Origin of the sequence: Nocardia arizonensis, assembly GCF_001310275.1 — a bacterium.
In the GTDB taxonomy this organism is placed as follows: domain Bacteria; phylum Actinomycetota; class Actinomycetes; order Mycobacteriales; family Mycobacteriaceae; genus Nocardia; species Nocardia arizonensis.
The window spans coordinates 46,465-64,905 of sequence record NZ_LGYZ01000057.1; the positions used below are offsets into that span (position 1 = coordinate 46,465).

Consider the following 18,441-nt stretch of genomic DNA (forward strand, 5'->3'; position numbering starts at 1 on the left):
CGTGCGATTCAGGTCTCCTCGACCGGTCTTCGGTGATGCGCGAGCAGTGTGTCGTAGATATCGGCAAGCGCGCTGAGCTGATCGCGGTCGAGGGCGTCGATCATATGCCTGCGCACGCTGCGCACGTGCGCGGGAGCGGCGGTGCCGAGGGCGTCGACGCCGCGCGGGGTCAATCGTGCCGCGGTGCGGCGGGCGTCGTCGGGGATGGGTTCCCTGGCGACGAGTCCCCGCTTCTCCATGCGGGTGATCTGATGGGACAGCCGGCTCTGCGACCATTCGAGCCGTTCGGCCAGATCCGCGAAGGTGCATCGGTGGTCGGGGGCGTTGGCCAGGCCGGCCAGTACCGCGTATTCGACGTAGGTGAGATTCGAATCGCGCGCGGAATCGCGCCCGACGGCGGCGGCGATGAGATCGCGGGTGCGGACGAAGCCCAGCCAGGCGCGCATTTCGACCTCGTCGAGCCATTGCGGGTCGTTCACGACACCGCCTCGCTGCGCTCACACACGGCAGCCCTCCAAACTTTTGACATGTCATGTGAACCGTCGGGCCCGGGTCGGGGCCGCGACGCTTGTCGGACTGAGAGGTAGCACCACCGGGGTTGAACGTGCAACCTGTAGCGCTCGACAAGGGAGCGTAGGGTTGCCTGACCCGAATCGCCGTTCGGCCGCTCGCTAGGCTCCGTGTGCTTGTGCCCAGCCGGGTGACGCAGCCCCGGCCCGCCCGAAGGAGAGCGATCCGTGACCGCGCCGGAATTCCGCTATTCAGATCTGCTGCCCATCGGCGCCGACGACACCCCGTATCGATTGATCACCACCGAGGGCGTCAGCACCTTCGACGTCGACGGCCGCACCTTCCTGCGGGTCGAACCCGAGGCACTGCGGCTGCTGACCGCCGAGGCCATGCACGACATCAGCCACTACCTGCGGCCCGCGCACCTGTCGCAGCTGCGTCACATCATCGACGATCCCGAATCCTCCGGTAACGACCGATTCGTGGCGCTGGACCTGCTCAAGAACGTCAACATCTCCGCGGGCGGCATCCTGCCGATGTGTCAGGACACCGGCACCGCCATCGTGATGGGCAAGAAGTCCGAGGGTGTGATCACCGGCGTGGACGACGCCGAATGGATCAGCCGCGGCGTCTTCGACGCCTACACCGAGCTGAATCTGCGCTATTCGCAGCTCGCCCCGATCACCATGTGGGACGAGAAGAACACCGGCTCCAATCTGCCCGCGCAGATCGAGCTCTACGCCACCAAGGGCGATCCCGCGCATCCGGCCTACAAATTCCTGTTCATGGCCAAGGGCGGCGGTTCGGCCAACAAGTCGTTCCTGTACCAGGAGACCAAGGCCGTCCTGAATCCCACCCGTATGCTGGAATTCCTGGACGAGAAGATCCGTTCGCTCGGCACCGCCGCCTGCCCGCCGTATCACCTGGCGGTCGTGATCGGCGGCACCAGTGCGGAATTCGCGCTCAAGACGGCCAAATACGCCTCGGCGCACTATCTGGACAATCTGCCCACCGAGGGATCGATGTCCGCACATGCCTTCCGCGACCTGGAACTCGAGAAACAGGTATTCGAGCTCACCCAGTCCTTCGGTATCGGCGCGCAATTCGGCGGCAAGTACTTCTGCCACGACGTGCGGGTCGTGCGGTTGCCGCGGCACGGCGCGAGCTGCCCGGTGGCGCTGGCGGTCTCCTGTTCGGCCGACCGCCAGGCACTGGCGAAGATCACCGCCGAGGGCGTATTCTTCGAACAGCTCGAACGCGAGCCCGCGCAGTATCTGCCCGAGCAGACCGACGCCATCCTCGGGGGTGACGTGGTGCGCATCGATCTGAATCGTCCCATGTCGGACATTCGCGCCGAATTGTCCAAATACCCGGTGAAGACCCGACTCTCGCTGACCGGTCCGCTGGTCGTGGCCCGCGATATCGCGCACGCCAAGATCAAGGAACGACTCGACGCGGGCGAGCCGATGCCGCAATACCTGCGCGACATGGCCGTCTACTACGCGGGCCCCGCCAAGACCCCGGAGGGCTATGCCTCCGGTTCCTTCGGGCCCACCACCGCGGGCCGGATGGACTCCTACGTCGACCAGTTCCAGGCGGCGGGCGGCTCCTTCGTCATGCTGGCCAAGGGAAATCGTTCCGCCCAGGTCACCAAGGCGTGCAAGGAGCACGGCGGCTTCTACCTCGGCTCCATCGGCGGACCCGCGGCCCGGCTCGCCCTCGACTGCATCAAGTCGGTGGAGGTCCTCGAATATCCCGAGCTCGGCATGGAGGCGGTCTGGAAGATCGAGGTCGAGGATTTCCCCGCCTTCATCGTGGTCGACGACAAGGGCAACGACTTCTTCGCCGAGACCCAGAAGCCCATCGCGCTGCGCGTGCGCACCCGCTCGGCCGAACGGGTCTGACCGAGGTTCCCGCCGGTCGTCCGCCGACCCCGCACCGAGATTCGGGCGGCGGGGTGGGTGATCTCGCCGTGGCGGCGGTGTCGCGGCGGTCGAATCGACGTGTCGCGGCACCGATCCCGGATGCGGGGCCGGTCAGGGCGTGACGGGCGCGCCTGCGTCGGGCGAATCGGGTCGATAGCCGTCCGGCCGCAATGTGATCCACAGCATTGGATAACTGTGTGAACAACTACATTTCCGACCCGCTGGTCACGGCGGATCGGCGCGCTCGGACCTGCGCCCAATGAGTCCTGTCGGCGCCAGCACCGCACACGCGAGCGGCACCGCCCGATATCCGATTCCGAGATAGTCGACATCCGGCGTGATGATCACCGTCGCCCGCGCCTGCGCCGCCGCCGAGACGATCAACGTGGTCGGCATATACGTGTCGAAGTCGATCGACAGAATTCGCGCCAACTGGTAACCGTGCCTGCGTGCGGCCCGTTCGATCCACGAGTGATCCCGCAGTATCTCCGCCGACAACCCGACATGCACCAATCCGATGGCCCGGGTCATGATTCGGTCATCCCGACCACACCGACGAGCGCCACCGACGATTCACAGAACGAGAGCACTCACCCAGCATGGCACCCGGCGGTGCGGGTGAGGCCGGGCAATAGGAGATGTGATCGTCTCGGTTACCGGTGTGTACCGAATGCGCGACCTGCTACGCGGAGGCTGTAACAGGGGCGCCGCGGCAGGCGATGTGTGGCACGAGGTTCGGCGGTTTCGCACAGCACACCGAGCGCTACCGTGCCGAAATCCGTATCGAACAAAGGCGATCCGACGTCCACCTTCGATACGGACCGCGGAAACGTCGCAGGGAGATATCGATGTCGCACGGGGGGTACAGTGTCTTTCCACATTGACGGTCTCAGCTCACCTTTCGGTGCTCGGGGGCGACCGGTCGCGATCCGACACAGAGTCGTCAAATCCAGTGCTCGGGCAGCTGCTTCCCTCGCGGTTCGAATGGCAGCCCGATTCGAATTGGTCCTGGGCGTGCGGCCTCCCGACACCCCTGCCGTCTACGTCGCGCCACATCGCAGCATGTTCGATATCCCGGCGGGAGTCGTCACCTTCGACCGTCTTGGTGTGAAGCCGCTGCTGGTGGTCTCCAAACGCCAACTGGACAAGCTGAATCTCAGAGGATGGGATTGGCCCGCACTCGACCTACTGCCCATCGACGCGGGGCCCCGGGGTCGGGCAGACCTCATAGACCACGGCTCCGCCGCGCTCGAGTCGGGACGGTCGGTAGCCGTGATGCCCGAGGGACGTGTCATTCGGCCGGATCTCGTTCAGGGGAACAGCCGTCGAACGGGTGCGGCCCAATTGGCGTCGTCGACGGGCGTGCCCGTCGTAGTTCTCGGTTCCGCGGGATCCGATCTGCTCTGGCAACGCGGTAGGCCGACGACGTTCGCCTCTGTCCGACGGCCGCCGGTGGTCGTACTGTGCGCTGAAATAGTGCGTCCCACAGGCGATGTCGAGAGCACCCACGCACTGATCACCGACGCGCTCTCGGCGGCCGAGACCGAGGCGAGGCGAATTGCGTCGACCACCCTGGCGGGTCGATGAAAGGGACGGCCTTCGTACTCTCGGGCGGTGGGAGCCATGGAGCCGTCCAGGTCGGCATGGCGCGCGCCCTGCTCGAGGCGGGTATACGACCCGAGGCACTGTACGGAACATCCATCGGCGCCGTGAACGCGGCGGCGCTCGCACAGGGATTCGACCGGAGTACCGTCGACAGCCTCGCGGCGCGGTGGGCGGAATTCGCGCGGTTACCGCCGCTGCGACCCTCGGTGCGAGCTCTCGTTTCCGCGGTGATGCGGCGCTCGCCCGGACTGTTCTCGATGCCGTCGGCTCGTGAGCGCCTGGGAGCGAATCTGAGCTATCGCAATATCGAGGACGCGCCCATCGATCTGGGTATAGCCGCGACGAACCTGATGACAGGTGAAGAACATCTGTTTCGGACCGGACCCGTGGTCGACACGCTCATGGCGAGTTGTGCGGTCCCCGGGTTCTTTCCGCCAGTCGAGATCGACGGCGAGTACTACGTCGACGGCCTGCTGTACGGTGCCCCCGTGCACCAGGCCGTCGAGGCCGGTCACCGGGATATCTATCTGTTGCTCACCAGCCCGCCCGCCCCGCTGGTCGAGGTACCCGTGACATGGTGGTCGATCGCGCGGCGGGCCGCGACGATCATAATGTGTCGGCAACTGACCGACAGCGCCAGACAACGCGCGACGACAGTTCGCATCCACACGGTTCCGTCGGTGCCCACCCTGCGCGGAATCTCTCGACGCCGCTTCGATCACAGTGCCGAGCTGATCGCCGAGTCGCATCGGGTGGTCGGCGCATGGCTGCGATCGCACAGGGAAACAGGAGCACGTTGATGCGCGTGGCCGTCATCGGTGGAGGTATCGCGGGACTGTCTGCCGCGACATTTCTGTCGTGCTACCCCGGCATCCGGGTGACAGTTCTCGAACGGGCGGGACACATCGGTGGCCGTGCCGACATGGTCGAGGATGCCGAGCACTGTCAGCGGCTGTTCATCGACGACTACATCCAATTGTTCGACATACTGCGCCAAATCCCTGTCGGGGGAGGAACTGTCTACGAATCCCTGCGTCCGGTGAGCAGAATGGTCCGCATCGGCGGTCATTGGCGACAGATTTCCAGGCTGTACGCGATATGGTCTCGAGAACTGACCGTGTGGGAAAAATACCGTGTTATCAACGAGCGTCGCACATCGGCTTTGCTGGCCGATCGGGTGAATTCGTATCGAAAAACGCTCCGTATGCTCAGGAACTTCGATATCGGATCCTTGATCTCCTTCGTCACGTCGTCCAAGCGATCGCAACTCGTCGTCTGCTTGCCGGGCCGCACGGATGAGTGCCTGATCACACCGTGGGTGGAATTCCTGGCCGAACGCGGCGTCGAATTCCGTCCGAATACGAACGTGCGGACGGTAACCCGAGCTCGGACGCATTCCGCTCCGCGGTACTGGAACATCCGAACCGACACGGGCACAGAAGCTTTCGACGCGGTGATCACGACAGCGCTGCCCGGCGACCTCGCTCGGCTGCTCGACGCCTCCGGTCTGGCGCACAGGCTGCCTCGCCATCACGAGCATCTGAATTTCAAGGTGCTGACCTTCGAATATGCCGATCGGGAGCCGGGCGTGGACTTCCCCGACTACGCGCTGATGGCCCATAACGGCGTCAGTATCCTGCTTCAACGCCCCGCGGGTCGGTGTACCGCGTTCTGCACGAGCCCGCTCGACGCATCGGACGAACACATTCGCACCCGCGTCGAAGAGATGCTCGGTGAGATGGGCGCGGTTTCCTTTGTCGGAGTGCGCCCCAACTCCACGCCGGCCGAAGCGATCTATTGTGCGAAGCCGGTCGACCCGAAACGGGTTCTGGTGCGACACCGCGACGGACTGTACTTCGCTGGATCGGCGATGGAGCAGGTATATCCGTTCGATTCGGGGGAAGCCGCGACCAGATCAGCGCGGGCGGCGGTCGATCAACTGCTGATCGACACCTCCAGCCGCACCGTCGGATTCCGCGTGCCCGGGCCGTTCACAGGTACGCGCTTCGGCATGACGCTTCGGCATGTGCGCAAGCGGCGATGCGATTCCCGTGATTGTCCGAGATGCTACGAACCGCGGGAGAAGTGACGTGGCGACGATCGGTCGTGTCCGAAGAGCGCAGCCGTCGAGGTCGCTCGCCGAGCAGGTCGTAGCGTCCTTGCACTCGATAATCGGTGCCGCGTTGCCGTTGCGGGTACAGATGTGGGACGGCACGACCGCGGGTCCCGCGGGCGCGCCGCTGGTCGTGGTCTCCTCGCGAGATGCGCTGCGCCGTTTGCTGTGGCACCCGGGCGAACTCGGCCTCGCTCGAGCCTACGTGGCGGGTGAGATCGACGGCGATCCTCGGGCGGTGTTGGAGCAGTTGTGGTCTTTCGCCGCGAGTATTCCGCCGGATACCTTCCGGTTGACCCCGGGCAGAGTTATTCGATTGCTGACATTGGCCTGGAAGCTGCGCGCCATCGGCATGCCGTTGCCGCCGCCGGCGACCCAGATACGGGTCAAGGGTCGATCGCACAGTCTCGCGCGCGACCGAGCGGTGATCGCGCACCATTATGATCTACCGGCCGAGTTCTACGCCCTGGTGCTCGACCCGGCCATGACATATTCGTGCGCGTACTTCACCGATGATCGACGAGAGGATCGGGAGAGGCAGGGGTACGACCTGGAAGTGGCTCAACTCCGCAAACTGGACTTGGTATGTGCCAAGGTCGGTCTCGCGCCGGGTATGCGATTGCTCGACATCGGGTGCGGCTGGGGCGCACTGAGTATGCATGCCGCGCAACGTTATGGCGCGCATGTCGTCGCCGTGACGATCTCCCGGGAACAGAAGGCGTACATCGAGGCGGAGAGTTCGCGCCGTGGCCTGGCCGATCGAATCGACGTCAGGTTGCAGGACTACCGGCAGATCGCGGATCGCGATTTCGATGCCGTCGTCAGTTTGGAGATGGGAGAGCATGTCGGCGATGAGCAGTATCCATATTTCGCCGCGCAGATCCGCGACCGAGCGGCTTCGGGGGCGAGGGTCCTGGTGCAGCAGATGTCGCGCGACGGAAGATATCCGGGTGGTGGGCCGTTCATAGAATCGTTTATCGCGCCGGATATGAGCATGCGCCCACTCGGGGACACGATCAACTTCTTCGAACGCGCGGGGCTGGAGGTGATCGGCGTCGAGGGTATGCGTGAGCACTATGCCCGGACCGTCGACGGGTGGCTGTGCAACTTCGAGTCCCACCGAAAGGAAATCACCGCTCTGGTCGGTGAGGAACAGGCCAGGATTTGGCATATATATCTGGTCGGCGGCGGTATGGCGTTTCGGCAAGGACGTATGGGCGTTCACCAGATCCTGATGGTCAGATCGACTTCGCGGCGTTGACCTCCTGTCGGCCGGGACGACGGCCTCGACCGCCCACCCGGTGCGACAGTCCGATACGACCGTTGTGTCCGGTGTCACACACGGCGTGTCGCTAGAATTCGCGGCATGTTGCGCACTGGCGAGAGGTTCCGCCGCCCTGTGATGTCGGGGATGCTGGCCGTGATCGCACCCATCGCCCTGATGTGTGCGGTGGCGGCGCCGCGGGCCGCGGCCGTGCCGGAGGATCAGCGGGCGGTGGGGGCGTTCGCGTCGGGGACCGATGGGCTCAGTCCATCGCTGGCCTTGGCGTACACCCTGGCCGAGGATGCCGCGTACAGCGAAGGTGTCCCGCTCTACATCAACTCCGGATATCGCACCTATGCCGAACAGCAGGCGCTGTGGGAGGACGGGATCGCCACCTACGGGAGTCCAGAGGCGGCGCGGCGGTGGGTGCTGCCACCGGAGGAGTCCGGTCATGTGGCGGGCAAGGCCATCGACGTCGGTCCGCAGCAGGGGGCGCGGTGGCTGGAAGCCAACGGCAACCGGTGGGGCCTGTGCCGCACCTATCTGAACGAGTGGTGGCATTTCGAAATCGCCACCCTTCCGGGCGGAAGCTGCCCGGCTCCGCGCGCCGACGCCAGCGAACACTGACCGATATCGCGCGGGCGGCGGTCCCGGACCGCCCATGGTCACGATGACCGCCGTCCGATCGGGTGCTCTGGTTCCGGGCGCAGCGCAATTCCGCTGGACGGCCGCGAATCGGCGGAGTCAGCCGCCGACCGGACTCGGTACGCCCGGCATATCGTCCAAGGGGAGACCGCCCTCTATACCGGCCGGGACGCGGCGGCGGTCCGGTGAGCCGAGAGCGGCGGTGAGGTCCCCGCCGTCGTGTTCGGCGAGCAGTTCACCACTGTCCCAGACCAGTAGCGTCGCGCTGACGGTGTTCTCGGCCGCGGAGTGCGCCAGGTCGTAGTGGGCGCAGCCGGGGACGTGGGCGTAGGTGATCCACAGGTCGTAGCCGGTCATGAACAGGTCGAGATCGAATTGGACACTGAGGCCGAGCAATTCGCTGCGGCCGTTGTCGTCGACGCCCGCGAACGCCTCGTCGAGCGCCAGCAGGCGGGGGGCCTGCGGGTCGGCGGAGTCGAGCATGACGTGTGCCGCGGCGAACAGCGGCAGGTGCAGCGACACCGACTGTTCGCCGCCGGACAGGGCGCTGTGCCGGGCGACGGTCAGTCTCTCCTCGCTGCCGTCGACGGAGACCAGGGTGAACGAGAACACCCGCCACGTGCGGTAATCCAATGCGGCGGCGAGGATTTCCGGATAGGAGCGTTCCGGGTGGGCGGCACGGGCGGCGCGGATCTCGGCGGCGAAGTGGGCGCGCACCGCGGCCAGGTCCTCGGCGCTCAGGCCCGAGACGTCCCGGTCGAGCAGTTTGCACATGGCCCGGGCGGCGTCGGAGAGGGTGTCGGCCAGCAGCCAGTGCACGCCGATGGTGTTGCCGGAGGACATACGCCGCTGTTTCATCTCCGCACCCATCCTGGCGATGAGATCGCGTGCGTCACTGGTGCGTTCGTGGATCTGCTGGGCGAGACCGGCCAGCAGGGCATCCTCGAGTATGCGCCGTTCGGCGTCGGTGAGCAGCAGTTCCTGATCGTGGCGGGCGCGATCGATGCGGTGCGCGAAATCGGCGAGCGCGCATATTCCGTGTTCGTCCTGGACTTGGACGACGGTGAGTCCGTCGGCGGCGTCCCAGTGCAGCCGGTAGTCGCGTCCGGAAGCGGCCAAGGCCGCGTCGAATTCTTGAAGAGCCGTGGTCACGGCGCTGCGCGTGGACTTGCGCGCGGCGTCCCCGGCCCGCACCGAGGCCGTGGCCGCGGTCAGATCCGCGAACAGCGTCGCGACCTCGGCGGGCAACACCCGCGGTTCGGCTTCCGAATCCGCCCGCGAGATCCGATACAGCAACTGTTCCGGCGTCGACCAGGCCGCCTCGCTGCCCGGCCACCGAGTCGTGTCGGGTGCGCCGAGCAGTCGCAGCAGGTCGGGTTGGGCGTAGGGGGCGAGGGCCCTCACCTCGGCGAGCACTTCGGTCAGTGCCGTGCCGAGCGATTCGTGCGCGGTCCGGTAGGCGGCCTCGGCATCGCCGACCGCCTCGATCGCCGAATTGGCGGCCCTGCGCGCGGATTTCTGTTCGGCCCTTGTCGTCTCGATGCGCGTGCGGGCGGCCTCGAGTTCGCGGTCGATATCGGCGGCGCCCGCGCCGAGCGCTTCGCGCAGGGTTTCGAGTTTGCGCACCTGCTCCTCATAGCCCGCGCGGGCGGCCTCGGCTTCCTCCGCGAAGGCTTCGGCGAGGTCGCGGGCCTCGTCGTAGCGGTCGGCGGCCTCGCGTTCACGTTCGCGCTCGCGGTCGTGATCGGCGCGCGCACGCAGCAGGCCGTTGCCGGTGTTCTCGAAATGCCGGATGGCGGCGGCCAGCGCGTCGATCTCGCGAGCCGCCCGCGGGGCGCGGTGTTCGGCGGCCACTGCGCGCACCTTCTTCTCCACCGCGGCGGTCTCGGCGACCGCGTGGTCGAGTTCGCGCTCGGCCTGCGCGGCGGTCTCTGAGCGCGATCGCATCATGCCCGCGCATTCGGCGACCGCGCGCAGGGCGCCCGTCACCGCCGCGGGACGCGGCAATGCCTTCGCCGCGGCGGTCAGCCGACCCGATGCGGCATCGGCCCGCGCGACCTCGGCGGCGGCCCGATCCCGTTCGGCCTCGGCGGCCGCGCGTTCGGCGTCGCATTCGGCCGCGCGCGATGCGCGACGGCGCGCGCGTGCGGTCGCGCCGATGAATTCGGCATCGGACTTGCGGTTGCGGCCGAGTTGCACGCCCTGCCGGAATCCGCCTTCGAGCCCGATCGCGACTTCGGGACCGGTCGGATCGCCCTCGGTGAGCGCGACGGAGGCGAGCACCTGCGTGACCATCGTGCGCGGCACCGTGAACTCATCGCAATCCTCCTCGACCACAAGCACATCGGCGAGGGTCCGACCCGTCGGGCGCGCGTCGGCGGGCAATGGGATCAGAAATCTGTCCGAGCGGAAGTCCGCGGGCCGCTCGGCCTCCCCGCACACCCAGGCATCCAGCAGTCCCGCCGCGTGCAGCGCGGCCTCGATACCCGCGGCGTGGGCCGCGTCGACATCATCGGCGAACCGGACAAGCCGCCACAGCGGCGCTCCCGCCCGATTCGCGCGCTCATCGGTTCCGGTGCTCGCCGGGGGCGGTGCGTCGGCACGGCACGCCGTCACCCGCTCGTATTCGGCGCGCACCTGCGCGATCCGCTCCTCGGCCGCCCGCACCCGCGCCCCGGCCTCCTGACGGCGCGCCCGGATCTCCTCGGCCAGCGGTTCGACCCGTTCCGATAGCACCTCGGCGAGTCCGACCGCGTCCTCCGATCCGGCGGCCGCCAGAGCCGCGTTCAATGCCTCGAACAAGTCGTTGCCCAGTGGGGCGTAGATCTCCCGGTGCCGATCCCACCATGTCCGCAATGCCGCGGCGGTCTCGGCGCGCGCCAGTTCCACCGCCGCCTCCGCCGCCGCGACCTCGGCCGCCGCCGTCTGCCGCGCCCCGACCGCCCGTTCGGCGGCCCGTTCGGCTCGTCGCCGTTCCGTCGCGGCGGAGTCCAGCAAGCCCGACGCGGCGCGCACCGCACGCACATCGGCGTCGCGTTCCTCGGCCCGCGCCCGCACGGTCGCGACGAGCGCGTCGCCGCGGGCATTCTCGGCGGGCGGGGTCCACGCGATACCCGCCTGTTCGGCGGCGGCGCGCAATTCGTCCTCGCTACGGGCCAATGCCGCGGCGGCCTGCTCGACGGCGGTGCGGGCGCGTTCGGCTTCCTGGGCGCGCTGGTCGAGGGTCTGATCGGCCTTGAGCGCCTTGTCGCGGTGCGCACTCGCCGAGCTCTCCAGTCCGCGCACCGCGTCGGCGAGATCGTCGAGCTGCTGTTTGCCCTCGTAGGCGCTGGAACGCTGGAGGGTTTCGCGATCGGTCATGGCCTGCTCGTAGGCGCGGTCGGCGTCCTCGGCGCGCGCCTGCGCGGCCATCCGCTCCGCCTCGCGCCGCTGCCGCAGTGCGGTGGCGGCGAACAGCGCGGCACCGGCGTGGTTCACCGCGTCCAGCCGGTTCCGCACCTGATCGACATCCGTCTTCGCCTGCACCGCGAGATATTCGCGATAAACCTCGACAAAGGTCCGGGTCGCCGCGTCGGCCTGCACGAGACCCTCGAGCGTGCGGCCGACCTCCTCCATATCGCTGAAGGAACGCGCCGCGTCCAGGATCAGCTGGTCATCGAGCGGACGCAGGCCGTCGGTCAGCGCCTGCGACAGTCCGCGCGGATCGAGATTCTTCGCCAGCTGCGGACGGCGCAGGGTGAGAATGAGATTGATCAACTGGTCGTAGCGCTGCGCGCCGAGTCCGAACATGCGCGCGTCGATGGCCGCGCGGTATTCCACCGGCCGGTCCACGATGGCGTCGGTGCCGATCTGCTCGGCGAGTTGTTTGCGGGTCAGCGGGCGATCATCGGGGCCGATGAGCGAGAAGTCGACACCGACCCGTCCGTCGGCGACGAAATACCAGCGGGTGACCTTGTCCGAGGACCGGCTCGCGCGCATTCCGATGCCGACGGTCACCGTCTCGGGATCCGCCCACCGGCCGCGCGCGAACTCCATCCACACATACGAGTAGGCCGACTCCTGCTTGCGGTACAGCAGATTCGACTTCATCGTGCGTTCCTCACCCGCGAACGGGTTGAGCCTGCGCGGTTCGATCCGGCCGTCGAGCACGAACGGGAACAGCACCTCGAGCGCCTTGGTCTTGCCCGAACCATTGGGGCCGCGCAGCACCAGTCTGCCGTCGGCGAAACAGAATTCCTGGTCGCGGTAGTCCCAGAGGTTCACGATGCCCGCGCGGGTCGGGATGAAACGTACTCCACCGTGGATGACGGACATGTTCAGATCCCTTCCGTGCCCGCCGTATCGGCGGCGGTGACGAAGAGTTGTTCGGCCCGGCGCGTGCGGACGGTGACCACCGCGCCGCGATAGCGGGCCAGTGCGGGCAGCACCAGCAGACCGTCGGCGACCGGCTGGACCAGACGCAGCCGGCTCAGCAGCGCGCCGACCTCCGCCGTGAGGCCCGCGACATCGGCCTGCCATTGCGCGGCGAAGGTGGCGCCGTAGCGGTCGGTGAGCGCCTGGACCGTGTCGCGGACCCACGCGGAATCGATGAACGGGTAGGTCACCGTGGCGTCATCCGCGGCGTCCTCGGGTGTCGCGCCATCGGCGGCCGGGTCGGCCAGTGCCGTGAAGACCGTGGATTCGGGAATGGCGTCGTCGAGTTGGCCGACCAGTGCCGCCGACGGGTCCGGCGCGGGCGGGCGACGCGGCGGCGGATTGTCGGTATCCAGTACTCGATCGGCGATCTCACCGACGAGAAGCAGCGCGACCTGCGCCAAGGTTCCGGTGCCCGGAAAGCGGATATCGGAGAGCCTGCCCGAGGAGTCGATCAGCGCCACGCCCTCCGCGCGCCGCTCGGCCGTGAGGCCGGTGAACAGTTCCACCTCGGCGACCAGGCGTTCCCGCGCCAGCAGATCTCGCTCCGCCGGGTGCAGATCCTCGGCGTAGACCACGGGCCGTTCGACCAGGTGACGACGCACCCGTCGCGCCGCGTCCGCCGCCTGGCGGGTGCCGCGATCCTCGAGCAGTCCTTCGACGCTGCGCAGGTGCTGGAGGGCGTGCGGCGGGCGGAACAGTGCGAAGATCACCGGGCGGTCGATGTCGTAGAGCGCCTCACCCACGTCGGGATCGGATGCCCAGCCGCCCGCGTCGCCGTCGGCGAGGGTGATCGCGCCCCTGGTCGCGAGCCAGCCGACGGCGTCGACGAACGCGTCGCGATCCGCGGCACGGTCGGTGGCCAGGTCGAGTCCGTCGACCCGGCCCGTATAAGCCGAGACCTGTTCGGCCAGTTCCGACAAGGTGATCTGATCGCCCGCCCGGCCCAGCGCCGCCAGAGCCAGGGCCAAATAGGCGTAGCGACGCCGGTCGAAGACGCGGTCGTTGACCGTGCGGGCCGGTCTGCCCACGTCGAGGCGATCGACCACCGGGAACAGGCGGGCCGTGGTTTCGGTCACCTCGAGGCGGTAGCCGAACAGTTCGGCCAGGTCCTCGCGCAGTTCCGTGGCCCAGCGGCGGATCAGCGGCAGGGCGATGCGGTCGGGATAGGTCCTGGTGATCAGGTGGTTGGCGAGGATCACCCGCGCGGCGCGCTGGTAGTTGTCCAAGGCGAGGGCATTTATACGGTGCGCGTGGATCATGAAGCGCTCCCGCGGGTTTCGCTCGGCTCGACCGCGGCGGTCGTGCCGCCGCGCATCGTGTTCACCGCCGGTGCGCCATCTCCCGCGCGCCGCCCCGGGAATCGGTGGTTCGTGTCCCGGGATCGCGACGCGTCGACGGTTTCCGAGACGGGCCGCGTCGGGTCGCGCCCGATCGAGGATTCGACCTTCGCCGCGCCGGCGGGGCGGTTGGGGCGCACGTCCAGTCGGCGGTTGTTCAGATAGAGCAGGCCGCGCGCGGTGCGCACCGCCGTCGATCCGGTGTGGGGGGTGACGGTGAGGGTGACGCCGCTGTCGGAACCCGTCGTGCTGTTCACCCGCCCGCTCACCGGGACCCACGCGGTCGACGCCGCGTCGATCAGACGCAGCAGCACCTCGGCCTCCCGGTCGTCCAGCTCGCGCCCGTATATGTCGGCGGAGGCGAGCGACGCGGCCGCTTCGGCGCGAGCGCGCTGGGCGGCGAGCTGCGACGCGCGTAGTCGCCGGATACTCGCGTCGTTGCGTTGGATTCGCGCGGGTGCGCCCGCCGAAGGCGGACGGCCCGTTTCGGCGAGGGTGCGCGAGATCTCCAGCGGGGGCGCCTCCCACCAGGACCGGATCGGCGCGATGCCGTCGGCGTCCTGATGTTCCATCGCCAGGTGCCGGGGGCGGCCGAGTCCGAAGACCGCGTCGAACAGCGCGTGCGCGCTCTCGGCGGTGGGCGCGGCGGTGAACCACCCCGCGAGATGCACCAGCGCCGATTCCCTGCTCACCCCGCCGCGCCGCGTCTCGGTGACCCGCCGCAGCAGCGACAGCACCGCCGCGATGGCGCTCATCGTCGCCTCCCGCAGCCGGTCCGCCTCCGTGGACTCACCCTCGGTCCGCCCCGACTCCGAGGTCACGAACCAGGTCCGCAGACCGTTCCACCGCGCCGACCAATCCGCCCGCCGCTGGGCCGCACTCGACAACACCCGCTCGTCACAGGCCGCCGCCCGCGCCACCAACTCCTCCACCCCCGTCTCCTCGACCTCCCCGATCGCCGCCGCCAACCGCGGCGCGAACCGGGCCAGATCCATGCTGAACTCCCGCATATGGGCCAGTAGCGCGTCCTTGTGCGCGAGAAACGCCTCCGGGGTGATTTCGGTGGTCCGCACCAGATCCCCCAGTGACAGATAGAAATGCGCCGCCCGCGCCGCCATATCCGTCAATGCCGCGTCCAGCCTGCGCAGCGTCCGGTACACCGACTCCGCGTCACCCGCCCGATTCGCTCGCGCCAGCACTCCGAGATCGGCCAGCAACTCCGGCAGCACCAGACGCGACAGCGACGCCTCGTCCAGCCGCGCGTTCAGCACTCCCGCCACCGCCCGATACGCCCGGAATCCCGCCTGCGAGAACTGATACACGTAGTGCCGATTGCGATACTCCGCCAAGGTCGCCGCCCTGGTCCCGTCGTAGCTGCGCTCCAGAACCCCCCACCTGTGCAATTGCTCCAACAACACCCCGATCTCGACCGCCGAGATCACCTCCCGCGCACCGTCGCCCTCCTCCCGCCGAATCCAGTCCGCCACATCGTCGGCGTGCAACAACACCACATACGCCGCGCGCGCCCGGTCGAATGCCCGCAACACCCACACGTACTCGGCCCGCTTCTCCGCCGTGGCGAACGAGAACAGCCGCAACCGCTCATCCCAAGCGGCACTTTCGGCGCACATCGGCCCGTCGACGGATTCGGTCACCGGCACCAGGGTAGTAGCGGGCCGATCGCTACCCGCACGGAGAACCCGCGTTCGGCGTGGCAAGGTCCTCCCCGTCATCCCAATACGAACCGGTCGATCGTCATTCCGTGGACAGTGAACGCAACTGGTCGAGGTAGCCGAGGGTGCGTGGGTCGCTCGGATAGAACTCGATGAGTTCTCGGGCGGTCTCGCCCGCGATCCACATGAGGGAGGGCAGGGAGCGGCGTTTCCCGGCGAAGGCGAGAGTGCCCTCGTGGATGGCGCGTTCGAGATCCTTGTCACGTACCGCGACCACGGCGAGGGTGAGGCGGGCCTCTGCCACGCGCATGGGGTTGCGCACGGTGCCGTCGGCGTTGGTGGATGCGTGGATGACTTCGCGGGCGTGGGTCTCGGCCATGCGGTTGTCGCCCGCGACCCGGGAACAGTCCATGGCGTAGAAGTCGAATTTCTGGGGGTCGACGACGAAATGGTTGTCGAGTTCGGTGGGGTGGTCGAGGCGGTCGAGAATCGCCCGGCCCGCCCGGAGCGCGCTCTCGGCGCGGGCCGCGTCGCCGATGCGCGCCCATGCCTTGGCGCGTTGCGCCGCGAGTTGAACGCCGACACCGAGATTCGCGCAGTCCTCGGGTGCGGCGTCGCACGCCTCGATGGCGCCGCGGTAGTTGCCCTGGGTCAGTGCGAACCAGGCCGCCATTTCCGCTGCCCAGCCGGTGATCTCGGGATGGTCGGCCTCGCGGCCGAGCGAGGCGGCGGCGCGGCGGGTGGCCTCGGCGGAGGTGCGTCGGCCGAGGTCGTAGTCGACGCAGCCGACCAGCAGGGCGACCCATCCCGCGAGGACGAGGATTTCGCGATGCTGCGCCAGCGTAAGTCGACCGTCCAGTAGCGAAGTGATGCGGCGCAACCACGCCGTGCCCTCGGTATGTAGATCGTGCGGATCGGCGTGCGGGTATTCGCAGCAAAGTCGCTCGGCGGTGATGCGAATGGCGTCGAGCGTCGAGGCCGAAACATCCGACATCCGCAGTCTGCCGATGAATTCGAGGGTATCCATGCCGGTCGCCGACAGTAGCTCGTCGTCGCGATTCGGCCGCGCCTTCGGGAAGAAGGCGGCCGTCACGGTGTCGAAGGTGGCTGCGATGATAGGGGCATAGAAGTCGTCGGGGCGTGATTCGCCCGACTCCCAGCGGCGCCAGTTACGTAGCAGCGTACTGTCTGTCGGTAGGTTGTGTGAGGACTTGGCGCGCATGACTCGCACCGCATCTGCTTGTGACCACCCCCTGGCATCACGTTCGGAACGCATACGGACTGCCCAGACTGGTCGATCGTCACCGTAGGACACCCTTGTAGTATCGCACCAGTTAACAATTGGTGGTCCGTATAGGGCATATGGATGTCAGTGGGTTGACATCTGCATCCGCACTATTGCGTCCGTGATCCTTGAGGAGAGCGGACAGGTTGCTCGGCGAAGGACCGGCCCGATTCGCAGGACGGTGGGCGGTCGGCGCCATGCTCCTACGGTTAGCCGCGACACCGGATTTCGGTCTCGCGCCGGTTTGCTCGACCGTGTGCTCCATCTCCGCGGTACCCCGCGTGCGGGGTGATCCAAACAAGAGAACAGCGACCCAATCCAAACGGAGGTTCGGGTGGAAGCGTTGATCTATGGATACGTGCGCGACGATCTGGCCGAGGGCCACGGCGAGGAGCTCGAGGCGGCGATGAGCACCCTCGCCCGGGAAGAAGGACTCTGCTTCGCGGCCACCTTCCACGAGTCGGCTTCGGGCGACGGCACGGCCTTCGCGGAATTGACGCGGGAACTGCGGCGCGCTGACGCGCATCACGTGGTGGTGCCCTCGCTCGATCACCTTGCGGGACAGACGATTCCACGTGACATGCTGATCGCGAAGCTGGCGCGGGAAGCCGCGGCCCGTGTGTGGACGATCGAGAGCATGGCCGAGTCGCACCGGGCGATAGGCGCCTGAGTCGAGTGGGTCCGCGGGGGGGAGTCGACCTCCGACCCGCGAAGACAAACCGGTCGGTAGATAAGTTCGGGGCCGGAAATCTCCGGCCCCGAGGCGTTTACAGTCCGAAGCTGCCCGGACCGCGTCTGCGCAGGTACTTTTCGAATTCCGCCGCGATGGCGTCGCCGTCGATCTTGGCCATGGTGTCGTTCAGATCGATCGCCGCGTCGCCGCGCTCCTCGAGCGAGCGCACGTATTCACTGATCTCCTCGTCGCCGACGGTCATCTCGTTGACCGCGGTCTCCCAGTCCTCGGCCTGCTTGGGTAGCTCGCCCAGCGGCACCTCGATATCGAGGACGTCCTCCACGCGGTGCAGCAGGGCGATGGTCGCCTTGGGATTGGGCGGCTGTGACACGTAGTGCGGGACGGCGGCCCAGAACGACACCGCGGGCACCCCCGCTTTCACGCACTGATCCTGGAGGACACCGGTGATGCCGGTCGGGCCCTCGTAGCGGGTCTGCTCGAGGCTGAAGCGTTCGGCGGCCTCCTTGCTGTAGGCCGATCCGGTGACCGGCACCGGCCGCGTGTGCGGTGTATCGGCCAGCAGCGCGCCGAGGATGACGACGGTCTGGACGCCGAGCTGTTCGATGAATTCCAGCAGGTCAGCGCAGAAGCTGCGCCAGCGCATATTCGGTTCGATGCCGCGCAGCAACACCACGTCGCGGTCGCTGCCCGGGGGCGAGCACACCGACAACATCGTGGACGGCCATTGGATCTCCCTGGTCACGCCGTCGACCTGGCGCACCGTTGGCCGGTTGACCTGGTAGTCGTAGTAGTCCTCGGAATCGAGTTCCGCTAGCGGCTCGGCGTCCCAGATCAGTTCCAGATGCTCGACGGCGCCGCTGGCGGCATCGCCCGCGTCGTTCCAGCCCTCGAAGGCCGCGACCAGCACCGGATCCCGCAACGTCGGCAGTTCCGAATCGGGAGTTTCACTGGGGTTCACCCGGTCAGCCTAATGT

The 18,441-nt window shown here is 67.7% G+C and carries 14 protein-coding genes; 7 read left to right on the forward strand and 7 right to left on the reverse strand.

Annotated features, from left to right (window positions below):
* Positions 1-8: 8 nt before the first annotated feature.
* On the reverse strand, positions 9-479 hold the full coding sequence (locus APZ21_RS10535; RefSeq protein WP_054813076.1) for a MarR family winged helix-turn-helix transcriptional regulator: 471 nt from the start codon (positions 477-479) through the stop codon (positions 9-11).
* A 258-nt stretch (positions 480-737) separates the two neighbouring features.
* On the opposite strand from APZ21_RS10535, the gene APZ21_RS10540 reads away from it, so the two are divergent.
* The gene (locus APZ21_RS10540) at positions 738-2,414 is read left to right on the forward strand and encodes a fumarate hydratase (RefSeq protein WP_054813077.1); all 1,677 of its coding nucleotides are present in this window, start codon (positions 738-740) and stop codon (positions 2,412-2,414) included.
* A gap of 246 nt (positions 2,415-2,660) precedes the next feature.
* On the opposite strand, the gene APZ21_RS10545 is transcribed toward APZ21_RS10540, so the two are convergent.
* The gene (locus tag APZ21_RS10545; protein WP_054813078.1) at positions 2,661-2,966 is read right to left on the reverse strand and encodes a hypothetical protein; all 306 of its coding nucleotides are present in this window, start codon (positions 2,964-2,966) and stop codon (positions 2,661-2,663) included.
* A 453-nt stretch (positions 2,967-3,419) separates the two neighbouring features.
* On the opposite strand from APZ21_RS10545, the gene APZ21_RS10550 reads away from it, so the two are divergent.
* The 5 genes from APZ21_RS10550 (at position 3,420) to APZ21_RS10570 (ending at position 8,044) form a co-directional block, all read left to right on the forward strand.
* Positions 3,420-4,022 carry a lysophospholipid acyltransferase family protein gene (locus APZ21_RS10550; RefSeq protein WP_054813079.1) on the forward strand — a complete coding sequence of 201 codons (603 nt, stop codon included), beginning with the start codon at positions 3,420-3,422 and terminating at the stop codon, positions 4,020-4,022.
* Positions 4,019-4,840 (forward strand): patatin-like phospholipase family protein, encoded by an 822-nt coding sequence (locus APZ21_RS10555; protein ID WP_082392989.1) that lies wholly within the window; start codon positions 4,019-4,021, stop codon positions 4,838-4,840. The genes APZ21_RS10550 and APZ21_RS10555 overlap by 4 nt, the downstream gene beginning before the upstream one ends.
* Entirely contained in the window at positions 4,804-6,129 is a 1,326-nt protein-coding gene (locus APZ21_RS10560; protein ID WP_156370957.1) for an NAD(P)-binding protein, read from the forward strand. Before APZ21_RS10555 ends, APZ21_RS10560 begins: the two co-directional genes overlap by 37 nt.
* 94 nt (positions 6,130-6,223) lie before the next feature.
* Complete coding sequence (locus APZ21_RS10565; protein WP_239476572.1) at positions 6,224-7,414, forward strand: SAM-dependent methyltransferase; 1,191 nt, start codon at positions 6,224-6,226, stop codon at positions 7,412-7,414.
* 105 nt (positions 7,415-7,519) lie between these two features.
* On the forward strand, positions 7,520-8,044 hold the full coding sequence (locus APZ21_RS10570) for a M15 family metallopeptidase (RefSeq protein ID WP_239476573.1): 525 nt from the start codon (positions 7,520-7,522) through the stop codon (positions 8,042-8,044).
* A gap of 117 nt (positions 8,045-8,161) precedes the next feature.
* Here the strand turns inward: APZ21_RS10570 and APZ21_RS10575 are convergent, their stop codons facing one another.
* The 4 genes from APZ21_RS10575 to APZ21_RS10590 form a co-directional block, all read right to left on the reverse strand.
* Entirely contained in the window at positions 8,162-12,376 is a 4,215-nt protein-coding gene (locus APZ21_RS10575) for a TIGR02680 family protein (RefSeq protein WP_054813083.1), read from the reverse strand.
* 2 nt (positions 12,377-12,378) lie between these two features.
* Positions 12,379-13,734, reverse strand: a complete 1,356-nt coding sequence (locus APZ21_RS10580; protein ID WP_054813188.1) for a DUF2398 family protein — start codon at positions 13,732-13,734, stop codon at positions 12,379-12,381.
* Positions 13,734-15,446 carry a TIGR02677 family protein gene (locus APZ21_RS10585; protein WP_082392999.1) on the reverse strand — a complete coding sequence of 571 codons (1,713 nt, stop codon included), beginning with the start codon at positions 15,444-15,446 and terminating at the stop codon, positions 13,734-13,736. The genes APZ21_RS10580 and APZ21_RS10585 overlap by 1 nt, the downstream gene beginning before the upstream one ends.
* Before the next feature lie 124 nt (positions 15,447-15,570).
* Positions 15,571-16,710 (reverse strand): hypothetical protein, encoded by a 1,140-nt coding sequence (locus APZ21_RS10590; RefSeq protein WP_054813189.1) that lies wholly within the window; start codon positions 16,708-16,710, stop codon positions 15,571-15,573.
* A gap of 397 nt (positions 16,711-17,107) precedes the next feature.
* Between APZ21_RS10590 and APZ21_RS10595 the strand changes: the two genes are divergently transcribed.
* Complete coding sequence (locus APZ21_RS10595; RefSeq protein WP_054813084.1) at positions 17,108-17,443, forward strand: hypothetical protein; 336 nt, start codon at positions 17,108-17,110, stop codon at positions 17,441-17,443.
* Positions 17,444-17,540: 97 nt separating this feature from the next.
* Here APZ21_RS10595 and APZ21_RS10600 read toward each other — a convergent pair whose 3' ends face one another.
* Positions 17,541-18,425: a PAC2 family protein gene (locus APZ21_RS10600; RefSeq protein WP_054813085.1), complete on the reverse strand. Its 885-nt coding sequence runs from the start codon at positions 18,423-18,425 to the stop codon at positions 17,541-17,543.
* Between the last annotated feature and the right edge of the window lie 16 nt (positions 18,426-18,441).